The following is a 21,661-nucleotide window of genomic DNA, read 5'->3' as shown; positions in this document are numbered from 1 at the left end:
TTTCTAACATTAAAGTCAAGATATGAAAAAAACTGCTGATAGAAAACTCCATCAGCAGTTTATATTAAAGATTATTATGCTGCTAATTCTTCCTTTTTACCTTCTATTAGCTTAACGAACTTTTCTCCTCTTTCTATGAAGAGAACAGCTACTGTTATAAATACTACTAGATATGCTAACATGGCTAAGGAACTATGGATTATAACTGATACATCTGATCCTGCTATAGCTTCTCTTAAGCCTGAAATCGCATAAGTAAATGGAAGGTATGGATTTAGTATTGAGAAGAATTTAGGTACTAATTCTAATGGGAATGTACCTGCACAAGTTGTTAAGTTAAATATAAGCAATACTATTGCAAGTAATCTTCCTGCATCTCCTAGTAAGGAAATAAGTGCTTGTATTATGGCTATAAAGGTAAAGGATAATAGTATATTGAATCCAAAATAAGCTATCATATTCGTTGGCTTAAGACCCAAGAATAATACTACAACACTTACTAATACAGCTTGTAGGAAACCTATAAAGGTATATGAGAAGTATTTACCCAAAACTCTTGAAGCAGAGCCTGCATTCATTCCATCGGCAACCTTAGGTGATATTACAAAGAACATCATGATTGCACCAACCCATAAGGATAATGGGATAAAGTATGGGGTAAATCCACTACCGTAGTCTTTAACTGTATTTATAGCATCTGTGCTCACCTTAACTGGTTCTGATACAAATGCACCCATATCTTCACTTGAATTCTTAAGCTTAGTATTTAGCTTTTCAGAACCTTCTCCTAACTTGTCTGATAATTCCTTAGAACCATCTGTAAGTTTAGTAACACCGTCTGAAAGCTCTGGCATCTTACCATTTAGCTGTCCTAATCCATCATTTAGCTTAACTGAACCATCATATAATTGGCCTACACCACTTATTAATGTAGGAACTGATCCATTAAGTTGACCTAGACCTCCAGCTACTTGGCTTGATCCATCATATAATTTATTTACTGCTCCATCTACAGTTTGGATACCTCCAGTTACTTGAGTAGATCCATCATATAACTTTTGGATACCTTGTGTTAGCTGTGGAAGTGAAGCTATCAAGCTTTGTGCTGTTTCAAGATTTCCCTCTGTTAAAGTTCTATTAGCTATTTCCAATATATCTGCATTGTTCTTTAAATCCTGTTGAAGTCCCTTAACTTGGTTTGCAAGCTCAGGAGCTTTTTCAAGCATAGCTAAAGTTTGAGGTGTACTAAGCTGAGCTATAAGAGGCTTAGCTGTGTCAATATCATTCTTAACTTTTGCTAGCTTTGGAAGTAATGCTTGAACCTTAGGATCTTGAGTGCTTGATATTAAATCATTTATTAAGTTTAAGTTATCTTGATTCTTTGCCAAATCACCTTGAAGTTCATTAGCTGTTTGAGTAAGCCCATATAAAGCTAATGCATTATCATCGGTCAATAAAGGCTTAATATTATTTGCTAAAGCTAAATTTTTATCTAAATCAACTTTTAAAGTTCCATAATTAGACAATAGCCCCTGAATAGCCTGAACTTGCTGCGCACTAATATTATTTAGTGAACTAGATAGGCTAAGTAAATTGTTAGCATTTTGAGCAGAAGCTTGTGCTAATCCTTGAACCAATTGGCTATACTTTTTCAAAGCGTTTATATTATCTATATAAGGCTTTACATTCATACTGCTCATCTTAAGGATTGCTGGAGCAGTCTTGTTTATATAGTCTTTATATGGTTGTGCTTGGCTATCAGTTAACTTTCCTGCTGTAACTAACGCATCAAGTCCATTTAAAAGACCATCCTTTTGTTGTTTAAATGTATCTGCATTAATTTGGCTTTGCATGTTTTGTATGTCTTCTAAGCTTTGCTCTAAGTTTGGTAAGTCATTCATAGTATTTTGTAAAGCTTGTTGAGCACTAGTATCTTTACCAAAGGCAGCTGAAGCTTGTAGAAGAGAGCTTAATTGTGCTTTGTTTGAAGCTACATTACCTAGTGCTTGACTTACTGCACCAGTGTTTATAGTTCCAAAAGAGTTTATTGTTGTATTTAGCTTGTTTACATTGTCTATTGTAGCTCTCAAATCAGAGAAAGTTTTCTTCATAGCATCACTTGATGACATGACACCTAAAAGTTCTTTAGGCAATTTGCTTTGTACTCCAGTGAGCATAGCTTGAAGCTTGTTTGCATCATTAACTAACTTTGTAGCATTAGCAACTCTAGTTTGTAAGGCTTGTTGATTTTCAGCCTTTGAGAAGTCCATTTGAGATAAGACAAGCTGTATTGAAGGTTTGCTCATTATAGTCTTTATGCCTTCATCACTAGCCAGTTGCTGTACATCAGCCATAGTGCTTTGCACTAACTTAACGTTAGTAGCATTTAGAGAGTTAAGTATTGAAAGATCTTCATTAGATACCTTTTTTCCTGCTGCTATTACAGCTCTAACCTTTTGTAGATTTTCAACATTTAGGACCTTGCTAGGATCAAGCTTATCAAGACCTAGACTTACAATTGTTTCTTGTCCTTGCTTAACCTTATCATTTATTTGTCCTAGTGCATTAGTTATCTGGCTTGAACCATCAAGCAACTTAGGTACTCCAGCTGATGCTTTTAACTGTCCAAGACCATCTGTTATTTGATTTGATCCATTATAAAGTTGAGATACTCCGCTTGGCATAGCAGATGTCTTATCTTTTAATTGACCTATACCATTCTTTAGTGCAGTAGACCCATCATTAAGTTGAGTAATTCCTTCTTTCATAGTAGGTACACTGCTTCCTAAAGTATTTATACCGTCATAAAGTTTCTTACTTCCATCTGCAGCTTGTTGCATCCCATCTTTTAGTTCATACATACTATCAAAAGTAACCTTCGTAAATTCTTTTGATATATTAGATGAAATTTTTTGTTGAATTGCTAGTTCAACCTTTCCTCCAATTTGTGAAGCAAGAAAGTTCTTTTTATCGTTAGGCACAAACTTAATCTCTGGTGCTTCTGGTTTGTGATCCTTGGAACTTATTATCTTATTAGAAAAATCCTCTGGAATTACAAACATTGAATAATATTTGCTTCCACTTAGGCCTTCCTTTGCATCCTTTAAAGTAGTAAAGTTCCACCCTACCTCTTTGTTATCCTTCAGTTGTTTTACAATATCATCACCATAGTTTACAGCCTTACCATCATTTTCAGAACCCTTGTCTAAATTGACAACAGCTATTGGAAGATCTTCTAATCTTGAATACGGATCCCAAAAAGCTGCTAGATAAAGTAAGCTGTATAATAAAGGTACTATGATGATTGCTACTACAGAAACTCTTATCAGCCTGTTTCTAAATATGCTAGAAATGTCTTTCCAAGCAATTTTAGCAAATTTCATATTTCCACCCCACTTTTCATAAGTTTTGTACTGACTGGTCAGTTTTATTTATACTATATAGTATAACTTTTTTCAAAGTCCATTATCTTTATCCATATAAGATTAAGTCACTTATACTACGTAAATCTCAGTATAACTCCAAATATCCTAAATATACCTATTTTGTATCTATATTAAATCTTTAGTGAGTTCTTTACCCATCAGCCTTTCATAAGGTATGCCAAAAAATCTAGTTGCTCAATAAGATCCAGTTCTAACGTTTGTCTAATTAGTTTTTTGAGCATCTAACTTTTCTGAACGTATGTGAAGAATTTCTGGCAGGTGACGTAATTCTATTTTTTACTTTTCACCTTAAACAACAATACTAATCTCTTGAAATTGCTAGGTTGAGCTAATAAAAACCTTTATACTTTGCTACAAAAAAGACAAGTTTTTTCATTATACTTTTGTTATGGCTTTAGTCTTCACGACGTATTCCTAGACAGTAAAAAAAGACTGCTGACAAGTGTCAGCAGCCTTAAACAGCAATAACTATTCTAATTTAAGATTTATTGATTTGTAATCCTCTAAAGTTATAATCAATTAAGTTATCAATAATATTCTCTAAATTTATCTTATCTATATTCAATATCTCATATATAGCAGCAGATATTAAACTTCCAAAAAAAGCATATGCTAAGAAAGCTGTCTCTCCCTTTCTTATCAGTCCTGTATCTGATGCTTCCTTTATGTAAATTTCAATACTATATACATACTTTTGTAGTTGATTTCTCAATTCCAACTGTCTCAGCTCTTGCCCCCATAGTTGACTCATTATAACCTTAAAAAACTCTTTATTCTTATATAAGAAGGAAAGTTGTATCTTACAGACCTCCTTAAGCTTAAATAATGCGTCCCCTTCCAAGTCTTTAACTTGATCTATTTCTTCGTGCATAAGGTTTATACCCTCAGTGATTATAAAGTTAAATATCTCTTCTTTACTCTTAAAGTGATAGTATAATGTGCCCTTTGCAACTCCTGCTTCTAGTGCTATTTCATCCATGGTAGCACCATTGTACCCAGCTTTTGAAAATATACTTATTGCAGCTTCAAAGATTATTCTTTTGGTTTTATTCATATTAACTCACTCCGTAATTTTTATTGACCAGCCAATAAAAATATATAAATTTAGGTAAACTAATTATATCTAAACATCTTATACATTTTCTATACATACTTATTTATCTTAAATATACAATATTTAGATAGCATTAACAATATCTATTTCAAGATATTATTGTTGACCAAAAAAATTGATATGATACAATTAAGTGAAAATATATGGTATATATTTAGCTAAAAATGTATATCAAATATATATTTAAAAGGTGAGGTAAAAATATGATTAAGATCTATGATAGAAAAACAAAAAACTATGAGGAAGAACAGGTAGCTGGATTAAACTATTTGAGATGGTGCTATGAATCGCCTGTAGGAAAAAGCTTAACTGAGCTCTTCATAAAACGAAAGCTTTTCTCAAAAGTATATGGTTATTATTGTGATTCACCTTTAAGCAAGAAAAAAGTGAATGAATTTATAGATGAATTTAATATAGATACTAACTTGGCAGTAAAAAAACAATCTGAATTTACAAGCTTCAACGACTTCTTTTGTAGAAAGTTAACGTCAGAGGCTCGTCCAATAGATATGAATAAAGATGCATTAGTATCTCCAGGCGATGGAAGACTGTTTGTATATGAAAATATAGACTTAGATAATTTAGTTCAAGTAAAAGGTCTTACGTATTCTTTAAAGGAATTAATAAGTGATGATGCTGTGGCAAAGGAGTATGACGGCGGAACCTGTATATTGCTTCGTTTATGTCCTACCGATTATCATCGCTTTCACTTTATAGATTATGGAACTTGCGGTGAAACAAAGAAAATAGATGGTACTTACTACTCAGTAAGCCCTATAGCTCTAGAAAAAATACCAAAACTATTCTGTCAAAATAAGAGGGAATGGTCTTTATTTAAATCTGAAAACTTCGATGACATACTTCATATAGAAGTTGGTGCAACCTGTGTTGGTACGATAATTCAAAACTATGTTCCTAACAAAAAGGTAGAAAAGGGAGCAGAAAAAGGGTACTTTAAGTTTGGTGGCTCTACTACTATACTCTTCTTAAAGAAAGGTGTAGCTAAAGTTCATAACGATATAATAGAACAAACTAAACTTGGCTTTGAAACTAAGATAACTATGGGTGAAACTATAGGCATAAAGCTGTAACATATAAACAGATGTATTTAAGCCATTTTCGTATAGTTATCAACAACTTTATGTAAAATATAACTTTCTAAAGAACATAAAAACCTCTCACTAAAATATATGAGAGGTTTTTTATCTTAAAATAATCTTTCTTAGTTTCTCTTCAAACTTATCTTTATGTCCATCAAATATCACTACCGAAATCCCCATATCCTTAGCCCTTTCTAGTACAGGCTTTTTAAATGGCACCTTTGTGGCAACTAAAATCTTGATAACCTCTTCCCCACCGAGATGATGAGCGTAAACATTAAGTTCATTTAAAGCAACTTCATCGTACTTTTCTGAATCCTTACAAGAAATACAAATCAAAACAGTATCCTTTACTGCAACCACATCTAATTCATTCTTTACCTTTATCTGCTCATCGTCCCATAAAAACAAAACACCACTCTTAACATCATTAACTTGCTGAATTTTCTCTATTACCTTCCTAGTATAGCTCTCTAGCCAAGATCCGCTTTTAAAAATAAATGTTTTTATATAATTATTTAAAAACTTTATATTTACATACTGTTTATTCTCCACAATATACTCGATTTGTTTTTTACTTTTAAGTAGCTCTAATATTGAGTTGTATATATTTATTTCTTCTTCTGTAAGAACGCTCATATCCAGGCCCATAAGCATAGGATCCGCTTCATTGTGGATAAAAGCCTTTGGATCATAAAGCCTTTGCTTTAACCTTTCCCAGATATCTAGATTACTTGATATTAAATCTATTAACTTTTCTACCACTTCATTACCATTATTCTCAGTAGAATCAACTATTATTGATCCACCTATGCTTTCAATCATATCCTTTATATTTAAATCTTCAAATTCTTCATCTACTATATTTATGGTTTCTCCATTAAAGCTGATAAGCTTTTTATTTTCAATATCTAAATATATGCTTTGTAAATTATATTGCTTTGCCAAATGTAAAAGCATTAATGAATTAAGTCTTTCCCCTCTTGTGACATTTACTATCACCTTGTTATTTTTATATTTTTCAATTATGGTTTTCATTGATTCTATATGGACATTCTCTATTACTTTAGTTCCAAATATTATACTTGGAAAGTTCTGAGAATAATATTTTCTTAACCCTTCTAACTGAATTTCAGTATCCTTATCCTTATTGCAAATAAAGACAACTTCTTTAGGTTTAAATTTCTTAGTTGCTATTATGCTAGCTTCATTGTGGGTATCCAGTAAACTTAATAAAATATTATACTCCATATAATCACCCCTTAGGTGAAATATACCGCCTCAAACAATGAGACGGTATATCTCTTTAATAATCACACAGGCTTTTATTGAAAATGATAATATATCTGAAGATCTCCAAATTCTAATAATTTATAAACAATCAGTCAACTTTTAAAAAAGAAAGTTTTTTTTAATATATTATTAAAACATTCCGAATTTCTTGTGATTAGATTTTGTAAGCACGTAGGCCAATGAAGCCACTGATACGGCAAAACCAACACTAGCGTATATGCACTCCTTCATTCCCCAATCTTCAAACATATTATGAGGCTTTGCATTATTGGAATGATGATCATACTCTTTTTGTTCGCAATGATCATACTCCATGTATGCTGATTCTAAATCCTCTTTTGGAAAAGGTGCTCTCTTATACTTCATAAGATGTCTAAATTCTTTATTAAGATTTACTCCTACACTTCTATTCATATCTACCGTTTTGCAAAACCAAGACACTCTGTAAACAACTTATAGAGTTCAATTTTACTTCCTTATTCAACGTGCCCGATTTAGTATTCTTAATACTATTTTCGTATGGTCTGACACTCCAAAGGCGTAACTTCGGATGAAACTCACCCTACATATAAGCATTATTTAATATGTGTGCTTATTTCAACGGTTTTTCAGCTCCTTTCAAACTTATTGACCATATTTTTAAAATAAATTATTTCTTTTCAATTATAAGTTTCAATATAATGATGCCCTAAATATTAATATTTAAGTCATAAAAATCATGGTTTAGTCTAAATTTTATAACAATATATAATTCTATTTTATTTTTATATCTCTCATATAAATCGGATTTATGTAAATAATAATCTTATAACTTTATATAGAAAGGAGCATTTTATTATGCCACAACATAGAATAATGAGCTTTACTGATGAAGATGGCAACAAGGTAGAGTATAAAATCTTAGATCAAGTTCTAGTAAACTCTGCTGAGTATGTTCTTATGTGTCCTGTTAATGATGAAAGTAGTGTAGAGATATATAAGATAAACTTTGATAAACATTGGAATGAATCTCTAGAAGAAGTGGAGAACCCTGATATAATTAACCAAGTTAAACAAAGCGCTCACATATGATAGCATATTAGCCCAGATTAATTAAACTAATCTGGGCTAATATAATAAGCTTACTTTCTTTATTTTTCAGGAAATAATTTATTCCGTAACCTAATAAAATCTTTTTACTAGCTCTAATTTAGGCTTAGGCACTGTTAAATTAAGTTTAGAGAAGTTCTCTAATCAAATCAGCACTTGCTAAAGGCAAACCTTCCATTGGATTCAGACCCTGTCCAATTACTATACTTATAGCTTTCTCTACAAAGTTTATAGCCTTATAAACAGATGTTTCTAAATCTTTTCCTTGAATAATACTTCCTATAAGTACAGATGCAAAAGCATCTCCTGTTCCAGGATAGTATCCATCTAAAGCATCTCTGAGATATTCTTTTACCGACTCTGAATTACTATCATATAAGAAGGTACTTATCTTCTCTCCCCTTAACACTGAAGTTAAAACAATCTTTTGAGGACCTAATAAAGATAGTCTGCTTAAAATCTCTAAAATATCACTATCCTTTGGATTTTCATTATATTCCCTTCCTAACAAAAGATACGCTTCTGTAAGGTTAGGAGTTATGATATCTGCATATGGCAGAAGAGACTTTATATTTTCTATACTTTCATCGCTTATAAAGCTGTATGATCTTCCATTGTCCCCCATTATAGGATCTAATAAAACAATATTATCCTCTATCTTGAACCTATTCAAAAACTTCTTAGCGAAAACAACTTGATTTAAGGTAGTGAACAATCCTAAGTATATGCCATTAAAGCTTAGTTTTAGTTTATCCCACTGATTAAGATATTCCTCTAAGAAAGTATCATTTACAACATTCTTTACACCTTTAAATCCACCATGGCTTGTGAAAAGTGCTGTTGGAATAGGATTAACCTCAATGCCCATATTGTACATTATAGGAATTGTATTCATTAAAGCCGCACCGCCAAAGGATGGTAAATCATGTATTACAGCTATCCTTTTTCTCATCACTTGTACTCCTTAAACTTATATCCCAATATTAGCTTTCTTGGTTATTGGTTTTATTATTGATGTTACCACTATGGAAAATATTATTCCTATTACAGAAGTTGCAATAGATGTTACCGTATGCTGAAGGGCTACTGGAAGGTTATAAAAAACTAGCCAGTCTACAAAGAAATATCCTACTAAAGAAACTATAGCTCCTACAAGGAAAGCAAAAAGATTTTGGATAGGACTCCCACCCTTTTTGCTGCCTAAAAAGGCTATTTTCCCAGCGCTATAACCTTGAAGCCCCTTTATTATAAACGTAAATATTGCATAAGATGCATAGGCAGGATCTAATAAGTCAAACAAGCCGCACCCTATAGCTCCAGCAAAGCCTGCTTCTGGCCCTATTATTACTGCAGAAATAAAAATAGCTGTAGTTCCTAGATGTATCATAGTTTTTGCCCCACCTAAGTTCAGTGGTATATTGATATAAGTAGCTACAAAACATAAGGCAGCTAATAGACCTATATAAACTACATTTCTTGTTTTCATAAAATCACCTCTAATAGTATACTTATACACAATTATAGGCGATTGTTATTTTTTGTAAAGTGTATCGATACAAAAAGTCCTTTATTGAACATCCTTAACATACTGTTTGTCTTTGTGAAGTATGTGCTGCTTTATCCATATAACAATAAAGTCTAAAATATCTGCTATATATTTATCTTGATTATCTTTTACCTCGTTAATGTCTATACTCTCTATCTTTTCAATAAAATAATCATGCTGTAATTTGTGAGTAAATATCTGTTTATGTTTTATACTTTCCATAAACTTCTCTTCTTCAGAAAAATGGAATTTAGTATAATATTTTAATTCATTTATTACTGATTGTATTTCCTTATACTTATCCTCATAGAAATCTCCATTGACGATATGATGGCATTTATCAGCTATCTCAAATAACTTTCTATGTTCATTGTCTATTTTATCTATTCCAGTTTCATATTCTTTAGTTAATTCGTACATATCTATTAATCCTCCTTACTATAAGCATGGTGAAATCAGCTAATATAACTCTTTCAATTAAAGCCTTATTATTTCACAATAATCAAAGTTATCTAGAATATTAACTTCAACAAAAATTTATGTTGTTTTTAATTTCAACATAGCTCTTTAGCAAATAAGTTGTTTATATCAATCATGAAACAAAACTTCAGATTTATATTAATAAACCTGAAGTTCTATTTTATCTTGTTGGAATTATTTCTATCCAGTATTCGTCTGGGTCATTAATAAAATATATACCCATTGCTTTATTTTCAAAACATATACATCCCATTTTTTCATGAAGTGCATGAGCAGCTTCAAAATCATCTACTTTTAATGCAAGGTGGAACTCATTATCTCCAAGATTATATGGTTCCTTCCAATCTCTAAGCCATGTAAGCTCTAAAGTATGAGTTGAAACTCCATCACCTAGATAAACTAATATAAAGCTTTCATCTGCTGCAACTTTTCTTCTAACTTCCTTTAATCCTAATGCCTCTTCATAAAACGCTAAGCTTTTTTCGAGATTTAATACATTTATATTATTATGATCAAATCTAAAATTCATTATGTTAACCTCCCCAAAATTAAAATAATAACTATTTCAATATATAAATTTACTTTCTTAATTATAATTATATTATAAAAATTAATGGTAATAAATATTTATGATGAGTAAAAATAACTAATTATCTTTTATTATTAATTTTTGTTTGCTTTAAAATCTAAATTTTTTGTACAAAAAATCACTGAAGTTATTCTTTTTGTACATTAGGTATTACTCGATAATTAGTAGCATGCACTTATTTACATATATTATACACAATGTTATAATATGGTACACAATGTGTTTAATTTAAAAATTTTTATGCATAATAAAATTAAAGCAAAATTTATAGGAAAGAGTGATATATATGGATAAATTTAATATAAAAGCAAATTACCTTTATAATAGTGGTTTTTCAGTAGAAACAGAAAACTATTTTCTAATCTTTGACTACTTTAAAGACACAGTAGATAGTGATGTGAAAAACAGAACCACTGGAGCTATAAGTGAAGAAGATCTACAAATTTCAAAAAAATTAATAGTTTTTTCTTCCCATAGCCATGCAGATCATTTCAATCCAATAATCCTCGAATGGGAAGCAATAAGACCAGATATAAAATACGTACTAAGCAGTGACATCCAACCAAATAGCAATAGTAAAAATATAAATATTATGAATCCTTATGAAAACTTAAGCCTTCAAGGACTAGAAATAAAAAGTTTTGGTTCTACAGACCTTGGAATATCTTTCCTAATTAAAGTAGATGGAGTAAGTATCTTCCACTCTGGAGACTTAAACTGGTGGTATTGGTGGGATGACACTAAGGAAGATATAGCTGAAGGAGAAAGATTATTTAAAGAAGAGATTTCTAAGATAAAAGGCAATCAGATAGATATAGCTTTCTTCCCAGTAGATCCAAGACTAGAACACAACTACTGTGCAGGTGGAGAATACTTTATAAAAGAACTTTCACCTAAAGTCTTTATCCCAATGCACTTTGGTGAAGACTATGCTACAACTGACAAGTTCAAAGAAAAAATGGCTGACTCTGCTGTTGATGTAAAAACAATTAGCCGTAGAGGAGAAGAGTTTAATCTATAGACTTTTTAATAAAAAAATTACTAAAGGGAATTACTTTAGTAATTTTTTTATGTATCTCCATTTTCCGAACCTATGTGAAAAACTTCTGGTAGGACATACATTCTTATTTCTTATTTCTTATTTCTTATTTCTTATTTTTTATTCTTTATATTTATATCACAGTATATCTGCATCTACCTTGTTCTCATTTTTATAACTATTACCTAGCTTATTAAAAGCAGGACCTTCAACATTATCCCCATCATAATTAAACCTAGAACCATGACAAGGGCAGTCCCATGTCTTTTCCGCTTCATTCCACTCTAATTCGCAGCCTAGATGAGTACATGTTGTATTAACTACATGCAGTTTACCATCTTCATCACGGTATGCACCTAATCTTTCACCCTTCACCTTTACTACCTTAGCTTCTCCATTCTTCACTTCAAGGTCTTCAGGTAATTGTTCAAGCTTTCCCTTTATAAGATTCTTAGCCACATCTAAATTTGTTTCTACTATCTTAGGTACTGAAGATATATCAAATCTTGAAGGACTATATACCTCTTGCCACTTATTGTTTCCGTCAGCAATTAAATCTGTAATAATTATTGCTGCAGCTGTGCCGTTAGTCATACCCCATTTACCAAAGCCTGTTGCAACAAAAACTCTAGAGGTGTTAGAATTGATAAAACCAACGTATGGCAAATTATCTACGGTTATACAGTCTTGAGTGGACCACCTATATAATATACTTTGCAAATTAAAGTTATCCTTTGCAAAATTCCCTAAGTTCTCATAGTGAATATTAGTTTTATTCTCTGCACCTGTTTTGTGGTGTTCCCCTGCTATTATTAATATTTCACTGTTCTCAAACCTTTGAGATCGTATAGATCTTAGCGGCTTTTCTGCTGTTATAAACACTCCATCAGGCGATGGTACATTTGCTTTAACACCTATTGCATATGATCTTTCAGAATGCATTCGCGCAAAATACAATCCAAGTCCATCATAGCAAGGAAAATGTGAAGCCACTATAACTTTAGATGCAAAAACCTTTTTGCCAGCATCTGTTTTAAGTATACATTTGTCACTGTTATCATCAACATCAACAACTTTTGTGTGTTCGAAGATACTACTTCCACCTCCTGGTATATCCTTAGCTAATGTAAGTAAGTATTTTAATGGATGAAATTGTGCTTGATTATCAAAGCGAACAGCTGCCTTTGTATCAAAAGGTAATGGAGCTTTATCTAGATACGTGGCTTTTATTCCTAAGTTTGAAGCTGCCTTAACTTCATTCTCAATTTTCTTTATATATTCATCAGACTGAGTATAGATATAAGATTGCTTTTTTTCAAAATCACAGTCTATATTCTTTTCCTTAATTAAATTTGCTATGAAATGAATAGCATACTCATTTGCTTCTGCATACTGGCTAGCCTTATCATGCCCCACACTTTTTGTAATCTTGTCATAAATTAATCCATGTTGTGAAGTTATTTTAGCAGTTGTGTGCCCAGTAGTACCATGTGCAATATTATTAGCCTCTAAAATAGCTACCTTAAAGCCTTTTCTTTTTAAAAGAAATGCAGAGGTTATCCCAACCATACCTCCTCCTATTATTGCAATGTCTACATTAATATCTTCAGCCAAAGCTGGATATTCAGTTTTATCAACTGACGCAATCCAATAAGGCTCATGATTGCTTAAAAATACATCCATATTATTGTTACTCATATTAATCCTCCAAACTAATATCTTAATATTAATAAACTACATTTATAATTTACTAGTTAGGAAAATTTATGTATTAATTTACACTCATTAAATATTTATAGATTGATTTTAATTTGCTTTTATTCAAAACGCTTGTACCAATATCCTGCTATCCTTCATATAATATTATATAAACTCCTATGTTACATAGGGAATCCATCTTAAGTAATACCTTGACCTAAAAATTACTTAATTAGATTTCCTAAAAAATTATAGGAGGATTTAAATACTATGGAAAAATGCAATCTTTGTGAAGAATTTGCTAAAACTCTTGGTGCAGAAATCTTAGTATCTAATAGGAGATTGTGTACTGTAACCTTTATGAGAGATATAGATGCAGAAATACTAGGAAGACCAACTCATTCACCATTAGCTCTATCTGCCCTGTTCTCTTTCGAATCTATGGATAGAGAAGGTAAAGCACTTAACCTAGGTGAAACAGTTATCTTACAAAAAGAAATTAATGATTTTATCAGTGTTCTTAGAAGGCATGGAATAATGGTAACAGCCTTACACAATCACTGGTTGTTTGAGGACCCAAGACTCATGTATATTCACTTTGAATCTATAGATTATCCCTTAGCTTTTGCCAAGAAAGTAGCTGAAGCTCTTAGAGTTTTAAAATAGATTACCTCTTCTATATACAAATAAATGTGATAGAAATATTTGAGGTTTAAGTTTATTTAAGCATAATATATTAAAAAGGTTGAAGCATAGATTTTTACATCTAACTTCAACCTCTTAATATATTTATGTTATAGCTATAATTCTTTAAAAGTAATTTCTAATATATACTCTTATCTTCTTTTTCTTCTTGCTAGTACAACTCCACCGATAACAATAACAATTGCTCCTATAACAAATAGCAGATTAGAATCTACTAAACCACCTGTCTTAGGAAGGTTAGTTTGCTTAACAGCTTTATCTGGTGTATTAACCGGTGTTATAGTTTTATCTGTACCAGCTTTGTTAGTTACAACTGTATTTGGTGTATCTTTAACTACTTCACTTTTATCTGGTGTTGTAGGCACCACAGGTTTAGTAGTTTTATTCATGGTCACATCAAATCTTACTATTTCATTATTTACAGATATAGTAGGACTCTTAAATGTATCATAACCAGCTTTATCTGCTTTTACATAATAATCTGTATTTGGGAATACCATAAATGCATATTCACCATCTACAGTACTTTCTTGTGGATTAGCATTGTCTGCTGGTTTAAAGCCCTTAACTTCTGGCAGATTTACTATTGTATCCGGCTTTATTCCCTGAGCAATATTTCTAGCCGTATTTGCATAGTAAAGTACAACATGTACTCCATCAATTGCTTTTCCTGTAGCGCTATCAGTGATTGTTCCATATGGGTCAATTAATACATTTGTTATATTAATCTGTCCACTTTCTGCTACATTAACACTTGCTGTACCCACAATTAACTTTTGACCACTAGGAAAAGTATAGTAAACTGCTAAAACATATTCCTTCCCAACAGAAAGTCCTTCAGCCTGGAATGCTCCTCCATTTTGACTACTATCTATGTTTGCTAGCATCTCTGGCTTAACATTTGATATATCTTGTCCTTTTTTTACATCAGTCTTAGAACTGTCAAACACAGCCATACTTAAACCATTATAAGATGTAAGTACACTTGTTTTTCCATTAGTATCTTTAGTAAGTAATAGTCCAGCTACAGTATTGTTTGAAGCATAAGTTTCCTTTTTATCTCCATTTATGTCGCCGGCAACACAATTCTGTTTAAAAGTCTTTAATTGCACAGTATCGCCTATCTTTACTGGCTTTGTAATATTAACATCATAGCTAATATTACCTTTAGGTACTGCTATCTTATACTTTCCACTTTCATCAGTAACCATTTTAGCATAGAAGTCTACTATTCCATCATTATTGAAGTCCTTAGAAACAACAATTACTGCTCCACTTATAGGAGTTCCAGTTTCATTGTCCACAACGATACCTTGAATACTTCCAGGTTCAAAGGTTACAAGAATCTGTCTGCTTGTGCTTAATCCATTTTTAGCATCTGTGATAGTAGCCTTTACAGGTATAACTTCACTTGTTGTGCTTTCTATCTTATCAGATTTATAATCTACATAAGCTGTACCATTGTTATCTGTAACAGCTGAGTTTCCATTAGGGAAGCTACCCTTTGATGCATCAAAATCAACCTTTAGACCTTTTAGAGTGTTTCCATTCTTGTCCTTAACAACTACGCTAAGCTTCGTTGTTGAAACACCATCTCCAACTATTGTATTTGGATTAGAATCCATCTCTATCTTGTAATTAACTAGAGCTATATCCTTTTTCATAGTAGTATCCAAAACGCTGTTTGGTTTAGCATCAATTTGCACTGATGTAACGTTGTTATTACTATCATGAGCTTCTAATATATACTGACCTAACTTAACATTAGGTAATAAGTAAATCCCCTTTGAATCAGAAGTAGTTTTGTATATAAGTTTTTCTTCTAAATCATAAAGACTTATATCTGCGCCTGCAATTAACGAATTATCTTCCTGTTTAAATACTTGACCCGATAGGGTAATACTCTCTATTTTATCTATAATATGAATGTTTCTTACAACTTCTTTTGCAGCATTACCACTTGTGTCCATAACATTATATTTTACAAAATAGTTTCCTTTAACATTTGTGTTAATGTTGCTATCCATAACTATCTTACCAGTTATATCTCCATCATAGTTATCCTTAGCAGTGGCACCTTGTTCTTTGTATTCAGTTCCTACCTCTAAAGTTATATCAGAATCACCCTTCATCTCTATGATTGGTTTTTTCGTATCTACAACTTTTACTGTTCTCTTAACTGTATCGGCTTTATTGCCAGATAAATCAGACACATCGTATGATATGGTGTATTCACCAATTTTATTAGTATCAACTGATCCCTTAACTTTAATACTTGCTGTAAGATTGCTGTCATAGTTATCAGTAGCAGTAGCACCACTATCAGTATAAGTATTTTGAGCTTCAACTGTAACGACTGAATCTCCTACTATATCTATAACTGGCTTTGTTGTGTCTTTTACATGAATTGTTCTTGCTACTGTATCAGCAGTATTACCTGATCCGTCTTTAACATTATAAACTATTGTATAATCTCCAAGCTTATCAGTATTAACCGCTCCCGAAATCACTAATTTTGAATTTATGTCATTATCATAATTATCAATTAAAGTTACTCCAGGATCTACATACTTACTATGAACTTCTATTGTTTGCTCAGCATCACCCTTTAGAGTAATAACTGGTTTAGTTGAGTCTACTACATGTACTATTCTTTTTAAAGTTATAGCAGAGTTATTTGAGCTGTCTTTAACATCATAACTTAAAGTATAATCACCAAGCTTATCTGTATTAACTGCTCCTGAAACTAAAACCTTAGAAGTTAAATCATTGTCATAATTATCATTAGCCATGAATCCAGCTTCTTCATAACTCTTATGAACCTCTATAGTTTGGCTTTCCTCACCTTTTAACTTTATAATAGGTTTTGTTGTATCCACTACATGGATAGTTCTTAATATTGTATCAGCTTTATTTCCTGAGCTATCTTTCACATTATAAGCTATAGTGTAATCTCCAAGCTTATCTGTATTTAAGTTTCCATTTACATCTATTGCTGAACTTAATTCATTGTCATAGTTGTCACTTGCAACAGCCCCTAGATCTACATATAAACTATGAACTTCTAAGGTTATATCAGACTTTCCTACTAAACTAACGGTAGGTTTCGTAGTATCTACCACATGTATGTTTCTCTTTACTGTAGCAGCAACGTTATTTGAGCTGTCCTTAACATCATAGGATATAACATAATCTCCAAGCTTGTCTGTATTAACTTCACCAGATTTTATTACCTTTGATGCTGTATCTGAATCATAGTTATCTTCAGCTGTTACACCTTCATCCAAATAATTACTATGAACTTCTACAGTAATATCTTTCTTACCATTTATACTTAATACAGGTTTAGTTGTATCTACTACATGCACTATTCTTTTTACTGTGTCAGCGGTATTATTTGATCCATCTTTTGCATTATAATAAATCGTATAATCTCCAAGCTTATCTGGGTCAACTGTTCCTGTTACCGAAAGCTTTGAAGCAATTTCCGAATCATAATTATCACTTGCCACAGCACCTGCATCCACATAGTCATTATGAACTTCTAAACTTACTTCTGAATCACCTTTGACAGTTATAACAGGTTTAGTTGAGTCTACTACATGTACTATTCTTTTTACAGTGCTAGCACTATTGTTAGCTTCATCTTTTACGTTATAAGTTATAACATAGTCACCTAACTTATGAGTATCAACACTTCCGCTAATAACTATATCTTTAGAAATATTTCCATTATAATTATCAGTGGCAGTTGCACCTTTTTCTACGTAATCATGATTAACTTCTAGAATCTCATCTGAATCACCTTTTAAGGCTATTATAGGATTGGTAGTATCAACTACATGTATAACTCTTTTAGCTGTATCTGCAGCATTATTTGAATTATCCTTAACATCATAGCTTATACTATAATCTCCAACCTTATCTGTATTTACTTCTCCAGTTTTAGTTATCTTAGAGGTTATATCCTCATCATAGTTATCAGCGGCAGTAGCCCCTGGGTCTACATATGAATTATGTACTTCAATAGTCTTATCGGTTTCTCCCTTTAAGCTTATAATAGGCTTAGTAGTATCTACTACATGTATAGTTCTTTTTACTGTATCAGCGACATTACCTGAGCTATCTTTAACATCATAGCTTATAACATATTGTCCAATTTTATCAGCATTAACTTTTCCACTAGTAGTTACATTTGGAGTTATATCATTATCATAGTTATCAGTTGCACTTACCCCTTCATCAGTATAACTCTTGTGAACTTCAACATTTATATCAGCTTCACCCTTTAAGGTAATTACAGGTTTTGTTGTATCTACTACATGTACTATTCTTTTTAAAGTTATAGCAGAGTTATTTGAGCTGTCTTTAACATCATAACTTAAAGTATAATCACCAAGCTTATCTGTATTAACTGCTCCTGAAACTAAAACCTTAGAAGTCAAATCATTGTCATAATTATCATTAGCCATGAATCCAGCTTCTTCATAACTCTTATGAACCTCTATAGTTTGGCTTTCCTCACCTTTTAACTTTATAACAGGCTTTGTTGTATCCACTACATGGATAGTTCTTAATATTGTATCTGCTTTATTTCCTGAGCTATCTTTCACATTATAAGCTATAGTGTAATCTCCAAGCTTATCCGTATTTAAGTTTCCATTTACATCTATTGCTGAACTTAATTCATTGTCATAGTTGTCACTTGCAACAGCCCCTAGATCTACATATAAACTATGAACTTCTAAGGTTATATCAGACTTTCCTACTAAACTAATAGTAGGTTTCGTAGTGTCTACCACATGTATGTTTCTCTTTACTGTAGTAGCAACGTTATTTGAAGCGTCCTTAACATCATAGGATATAACATAATCTCCAAGCTTGTCTGTATTAACTTCACCAGATCTTATTACCTTTGATGCTATATCAGAATCATAATTATCTTCAGCTGTTACACCTTCATCCAAATAATTACTATGAACTTCTACAGTAATATCTTTCTTACCATTTATACTTAGTACAGGCTTAGTTGTATCTACTACATGCACTATTCTTTTTACTGTGTCAGCGGTATTATTTGATCCATCTTTTGCGTTATAATAAATCGTATAATCTCCAAGCTTATCTGGGTCAACTGTTCCTGTTACCGAAAGTCTTGAAGCAATTTCCGAATCATAATTATCACTTGCCACAGCACCTGCATCCACATAGTCATTATGAACTTCTAAAGTTACTTCAGAGTCACCATTGATAGTTATAACAGGTTTAGTTGTATCTACTACATGTATAGTTCTTTTTACAGTGTCTGCACTGTTGTTTGATGAGTCCTTAACATCATAAGATATAACATAATCACCAAGCTTATGAGTATCAACAGTTCCACTAATAGCTATATCCTTAGAAACATCTCCATTGTAGTTGTCAGTGGCAGTTGCACCTTTTTCTATGTAATCATGATTAACTTCCAATGTCTCGTCTGAATCACCTTTTAAGGATATTATAGGCTTAGTTATATCTATTACATGAACATCTCTTACTACAGTAGAAGTGTTTCCTGCAGCATCAGACACAGTATATGTAATAGCATAATCGCCTATCTTGCTGGTATCAACAGATCCTGTTTTAACAAGCTTATCATTCAAATCTCCGTCGAAATTATCAAAGGCAGTAGCACCTTCTTCCGTATAGGTTAATCCAACTTGTATTGTTCTAGACTGCATTCCAATTAATCTAATAACAGGCTTTTCGCTATCTTGTGCAAATGGTTCCGAATATGTATAACCAGATTCTAGCTTACCTGGATCCACTGCTTTTACTCTAAACATTGAGAATTGCGATGAATATCCACTAGGTAATGTATAATTATACTCTAAAGCATTACCAGAATATATTTGACTCCAATTTTCCCCATCACCATATTCTAAAACATAAGTTAATTGATCATTATCATGGTCAACGGAAGCTGCCCATTTAAGTTTTACAATATCCCCTGCTTTATGATGCTGATCAAAAAGACTTGTTGTAAACCCTTCTGGTGTTTCAGGTGCGTGATTTACAGCTGAAATAGCCAAAGTTTCTATAGCTGTATTAGAGATAGCTCCTTGAGAACCTCTAGCTGCCCAGTTAAATGATGTATTTCCATGCCAATACTTATTAGGCATAAAGGTTAACTTGTCTATGTATGAAATAGGTATTTCTTGTGATACACCTACAGGTATTCCATCATAAACAAGTACACCATTGTCTGGAAGTGACTTAATTATTACACTAGTCAAACTACTAAACATTCCAGTATAAGTTACTGAAAAATCATTTTTAGTAAAGTTCATTAATGTATCTCCAACACCATTTTTGGTGAAGTTACTTATTCTAGGAACCCCTGTGTAACTAATAGTACAATAATTATACGCTCCTCCTTGAGCTACTGCCTTAATTACAGCATTTCCTGGGCTATAATTACTATTATTAAATATAGTTGTAGCATTTCCATTGCCATCTGTTATAACCTCATACCTGTCTAATGTTCCGTAGTCAGCAGTAAGAGTAACGGGTATATTGGCAGCATTACTTCCATCTGCATTCTTTACATTTATATTTACAGTACTATTATTAGTAACCGCTGTAGAAGGTGTCGCAGAAACAGAAACAGTTGTAGGTGCTGATATATATGTATTTTTAGTGGTATCTATAGGATTATATTTTGAATCAAAATACCACGATACTATGTCATGTTCTTCATAACTTCCACCAGTTGCTGCTGTAAAGCCAGAGTAAACTTCATTAGACCCTAGAGTCTGAGATAGATTTATTGTATAAGCTAGTGTTGGTAGTTCTGGTCTTGAATTAGTCTTACTTATTCTGACCTCCAACTGATTAGTATCTCCTTTATAGTCAACCCAAGCATACTTGGTAGCACCATCAGCTAAATCTATCCCCAATGGTCCTAAGCTCTTGGAAGCTACTGATACAGGACTACCATTTACATTTATGCCTATATGATTATTGTCAGGATCATTCATGTTTGCAGTTTTTGTTACATCATAATAGCCAGTATTTTGATAAGTATCAAATTCAATACCTATACTATTTTGAATACCTCCATATCCTATAGCTGCTCCAGTAGATCCTATACTATTTGTATTTGTATCAAGTACGAATACTATTCCGTCTGCTCTTGACCCAGTGCTCTTCATCTGAAAAGTGAAGAATGAGCTAAAGGATTTATCATTAGCTACCGAAACCTTTTGCTTATAAAAAGCACTTCCTGCTAAATTGCCAGCGTTTCTAGTAAGTCTTATTTGTCCATTTACAAGTGCTGCATCACTTTGTAAGGTAAGCATATTGTTCTTAGCTAAGGCATTGAAATCTTGATAAGCAAAACTTATCAATTGATTTGTAAGTGCATAAGCAACAGTACTTGCATTTGATAAAATAATCTGAAAAGCAAATAAGAAGCTTAAAAAGACACTTATTGGTTTAAGTCTTTTCTTCATAATATTTCTCCCCCCATTTAATAATTTACAAAAAATATAATTAATACATAAATTTTATCAACTTCATCT

14 protein-coding genes are annotated in these 21,661 nt (G+C 32.1%); 4 read left to right on the top strand and 10 right to left on the bottom strand.

Translation table 11 applies throughout. The features are described 5' to 3' along the window. Positions 1-74 precede the first annotated feature (74 nt). Complete coding sequence (locus GXK57_RS12875) at positions 75-3,383, bottom strand: YhgE/Pip domain-containing protein (RefSeq protein WP_160676847.1); 3,309 nt, start codon at positions 3,381-3,383, stop codon at positions 75-77. 541 nt (positions 3,384-3,924) lie between these two features. Further along, positions 3,925-4,500: a TetR/AcrR family transcriptional regulator gene (locus GXK57_RS12870; RefSeq protein WP_160676844.1), complete on the bottom strand. Its 576-nt coding sequence runs from the start codon at positions 4,498-4,500 to the stop codon at positions 3,925-3,927. Positions 4,501-4,763: 263 nt separating this feature from the next. On the opposite strand from GXK57_RS12870, the gene GXK57_RS12865 reads away from it, so the two are divergent. Continuing rightward, positions 4,764-5,651, top strand: coding sequence for a phosphatidylserine decarboxylase (locus GXK57_RS12865; protein ID WP_160676841.1), 888 nt, complete (start codon positions 4,764-4,766; stop codon positions 5,649-5,651). A 111-nt stretch (positions 5,652-5,762) separates the two neighbouring features. On the opposite strand, the gene GXK57_RS12860 is transcribed toward GXK57_RS12865, so the two are convergent. Beyond that, positions 5,763-6,911, bottom strand: a complete 1,149-nt coding sequence (locus tag GXK57_RS12860) for a DUF1887 family CARF protein (RefSeq protein ID WP_160676838.1) — start codon at positions 6,909-6,911, stop codon at positions 5,763-5,765. A gap of 171 nt (positions 6,912-7,082) precedes the next feature. Beyond that, a complete protein-coding gene (locus GXK57_RS12855) occupies positions 7,083-7,367 on the bottom strand; it encodes a hypothetical protein (RefSeq protein ID WP_160676835.1) in 285 nt (94 codons plus the stop codon). Positions 7,368-7,790: 423 nt separating this feature from the next. Here GXK57_RS12855 and GXK57_RS12850 point away from each other — a divergent pair, with 423 nt between their 5' ends. After that, positions 7,791-8,024 (top strand): DUF1292 domain-containing protein, encoded by a 234-nt coding sequence (locus tag GXK57_RS12850; protein ID WP_128210786.1) that lies wholly within the window; start codon positions 7,791-7,793, stop codon positions 8,022-8,024. 145 nt (positions 8,025-8,169) lie between these two features. On the opposite strand, the gene GXK57_RS12845 is transcribed toward GXK57_RS12850, so the two are convergent. From GXK57_RS12845 to GXK57_RS12830, 4 genes are all read right to left on the bottom strand, one after another. Then, complete coding sequence (locus GXK57_RS12845) at positions 8,170-8,994, bottom strand: pyridoxamine kinase (RefSeq protein ID WP_160676831.1); 825 nt, start codon at positions 8,992-8,994, stop codon at positions 8,170-8,172. Positions 8,995-9,012: 18 nt separating this feature from the next. Further along, a complete protein-coding gene (locus tag GXK57_RS12840) occupies positions 9,013-9,528 on the bottom strand; it encodes an ECF transporter S component (RefSeq protein WP_160676828.1) in 516 nt (171 codons plus the stop codon). 81 nt (positions 9,529-9,609) lie between these two features. Continuing rightward, positions 9,610-10,008 carry a bacteriohemerythrin gene (locus GXK57_RS12835; protein WP_160676825.1) on the bottom strand — a complete coding sequence of 133 codons (399 nt, stop codon included), beginning with the start codon at positions 10,006-10,008 and terminating at the stop codon, positions 9,610-9,612. Between the two features lie 220 nt (positions 10,009-10,228). Next, the gene (locus GXK57_RS12830) at positions 10,229-10,597 is read right to left on the bottom strand and encodes a VOC family protein (protein WP_160676822.1); all 369 of its coding nucleotides are present in this window, start codon (positions 10,595-10,597) and stop codon (positions 10,229-10,231) included. A gap of 346 nt (positions 10,598-10,943) precedes the next feature. On the opposite strand from GXK57_RS12830, the gene GXK57_RS12825 reads away from it, so the two are divergent. Beyond that, entirely contained in the window at positions 10,944-11,678 is a 735-nt protein-coding gene (locus tag GXK57_RS12825; RefSeq protein ID WP_160676819.1) for an MBL fold metallo-hydrolase, read from the top strand. A 156-nt stretch (positions 11,679-11,834) separates the two neighbouring features. Here the strand turns inward: GXK57_RS12825 and GXK57_RS12820 are convergent, their stop codons facing one another. Continuing rightward, entirely contained in the window at positions 11,835-13,394 is a 1,560-nt protein-coding gene (locus GXK57_RS12820; RefSeq protein WP_160676816.1) for an FAD-dependent oxidoreductase, read from the bottom strand. Between the two features lie 270 nt (positions 13,395-13,664). Between GXK57_RS12820 and GXK57_RS12815 the strand changes: the two genes are divergently transcribed. Further along, positions 13,665-14,060 carry a DUF1259 domain-containing protein gene (locus GXK57_RS12815; protein ID WP_160676813.1) on the top strand — a complete coding sequence of 132 codons (396 nt, stop codon included), beginning with the start codon at positions 13,665-13,667 and terminating at the stop codon, positions 14,058-14,060. Positions 14,061-14,230: 170 nt separating this feature from the next. Here GXK57_RS12815 and GXK57_RS12810 read toward each other — a convergent pair whose 3' ends face one another. After that, positions 14,231-21,592 (bottom strand): immunoglobulin-like domain-containing protein, encoded by a 7,362-nt coding sequence (locus tag GXK57_RS12810; protein ID WP_160676810.1) that lies wholly within the window; start codon positions 21,590-21,592, stop codon positions 14,231-14,233. Positions 21,593-21,661: the final 69 nt, after the last annotated feature.

The sequence above is a fragment of the Clostridium sp. C8-1-8 genome, assembly GCF_009928445.1.
GTDB lineage: Bacteria > Bacillota > Clostridia > Clostridiales > Clostridiaceae > Clostridium_AR.
Note: the sequence above shows the minus strand (reverse complement) of the source record. Positions and strands in the feature narration are given on the sequence as shown.

Excerpts from the sequence above, each read along its gene's own strand:
- GXK57_RS12870 (WP_160676844.1), bottom strand. The coding sequence starts at position 4,500 with ATGAATAAAACCAAAAGAATAATCTTTGAAGCTGCAATAAGTATATTT.
- GXK57_RS12825 (WP_160676819.1), top strand. The coding sequence starts at position 10,944 with ATGGATAAATTTAATATAAAAGCAAATTACCTTTATAATAGTGGTTTT.
- GXK57_RS12855 (WP_160676835.1), bottom strand. The coding sequence starts at position 7,367 with ATGAATAGAAGTGTAGGAGTAAATCTTAATAAAGAATTTAGACATCTT.
- GXK57_RS12815 (WP_160676813.1), top strand. The coding sequence starts at position 13,665 with ATGGAAAAATGCAATCTTTGTGAAGAATTTGCTAAAACTCTTGGTGCA.
- GXK57_RS12875 (WP_160676847.1), bottom strand. The coding sequence starts at position 3,383 with ATGAAATTTGCTAAAATTGCTTGGAAAGACATTTCTAGCATATTTAGA.
- GXK57_RS12865 (WP_160676841.1), top strand. The coding sequence starts at position 4,764 with ATGATTAAGATCTATGATAGAAAAACAAAAAACTATGAGGAAGAACAG.
- GXK57_RS12810 (WP_160676810.1), bottom strand. The coding sequence starts at position 21,592 with ATGAAGAAAAGACTTAAACCAATAAGTGTCTTTTTAAGCTTCTTATTT.
- GXK57_RS12845 (WP_160676831.1), bottom strand. The coding sequence starts at position 8,994 with ATGAGAAAAAGGATAGCTGTAATACATGATTTACCATCCTTTGGCGGT.
- GXK57_RS12835 (WP_160676825.1), bottom strand. The coding sequence starts at position 10,008 with ATGTACGAATTAACTAAAGAATATGAAACTGGAATAGATAAAATAGAC.
- GXK57_RS12820 (WP_160676816.1), bottom strand. The coding sequence starts at position 13,394 with ATGAGTAACAATAATATGGATGTATTTTTAAGCAATCATGAGCCTTAT.
- GXK57_RS12850 (WP_128210786.1), top strand. The coding sequence starts at position 7,791 with ATGCCACAACATAGAATAATGAGCTTTACTGATGAAGATGGCAACAAG.
- GXK57_RS12840 (WP_160676828.1), bottom strand. The coding sequence starts at position 9,528 with ATGAAAACAAGAAATGTAGTTTATATAGGTCTATTAGCTGCCTTATGT.
- GXK57_RS12860 (WP_160676838.1), bottom strand. The coding sequence starts at position 6,911 with ATGGAGTATAATATTTTATTAAGTTTACTGGATACCCACAATGAAGCT.
- GXK57_RS12830 (WP_160676822.1), bottom strand. The coding sequence starts at position 10,597 with ATGAATTTTAGATTTGATCATAATAATATAAATGTATTAAATCTCGAA.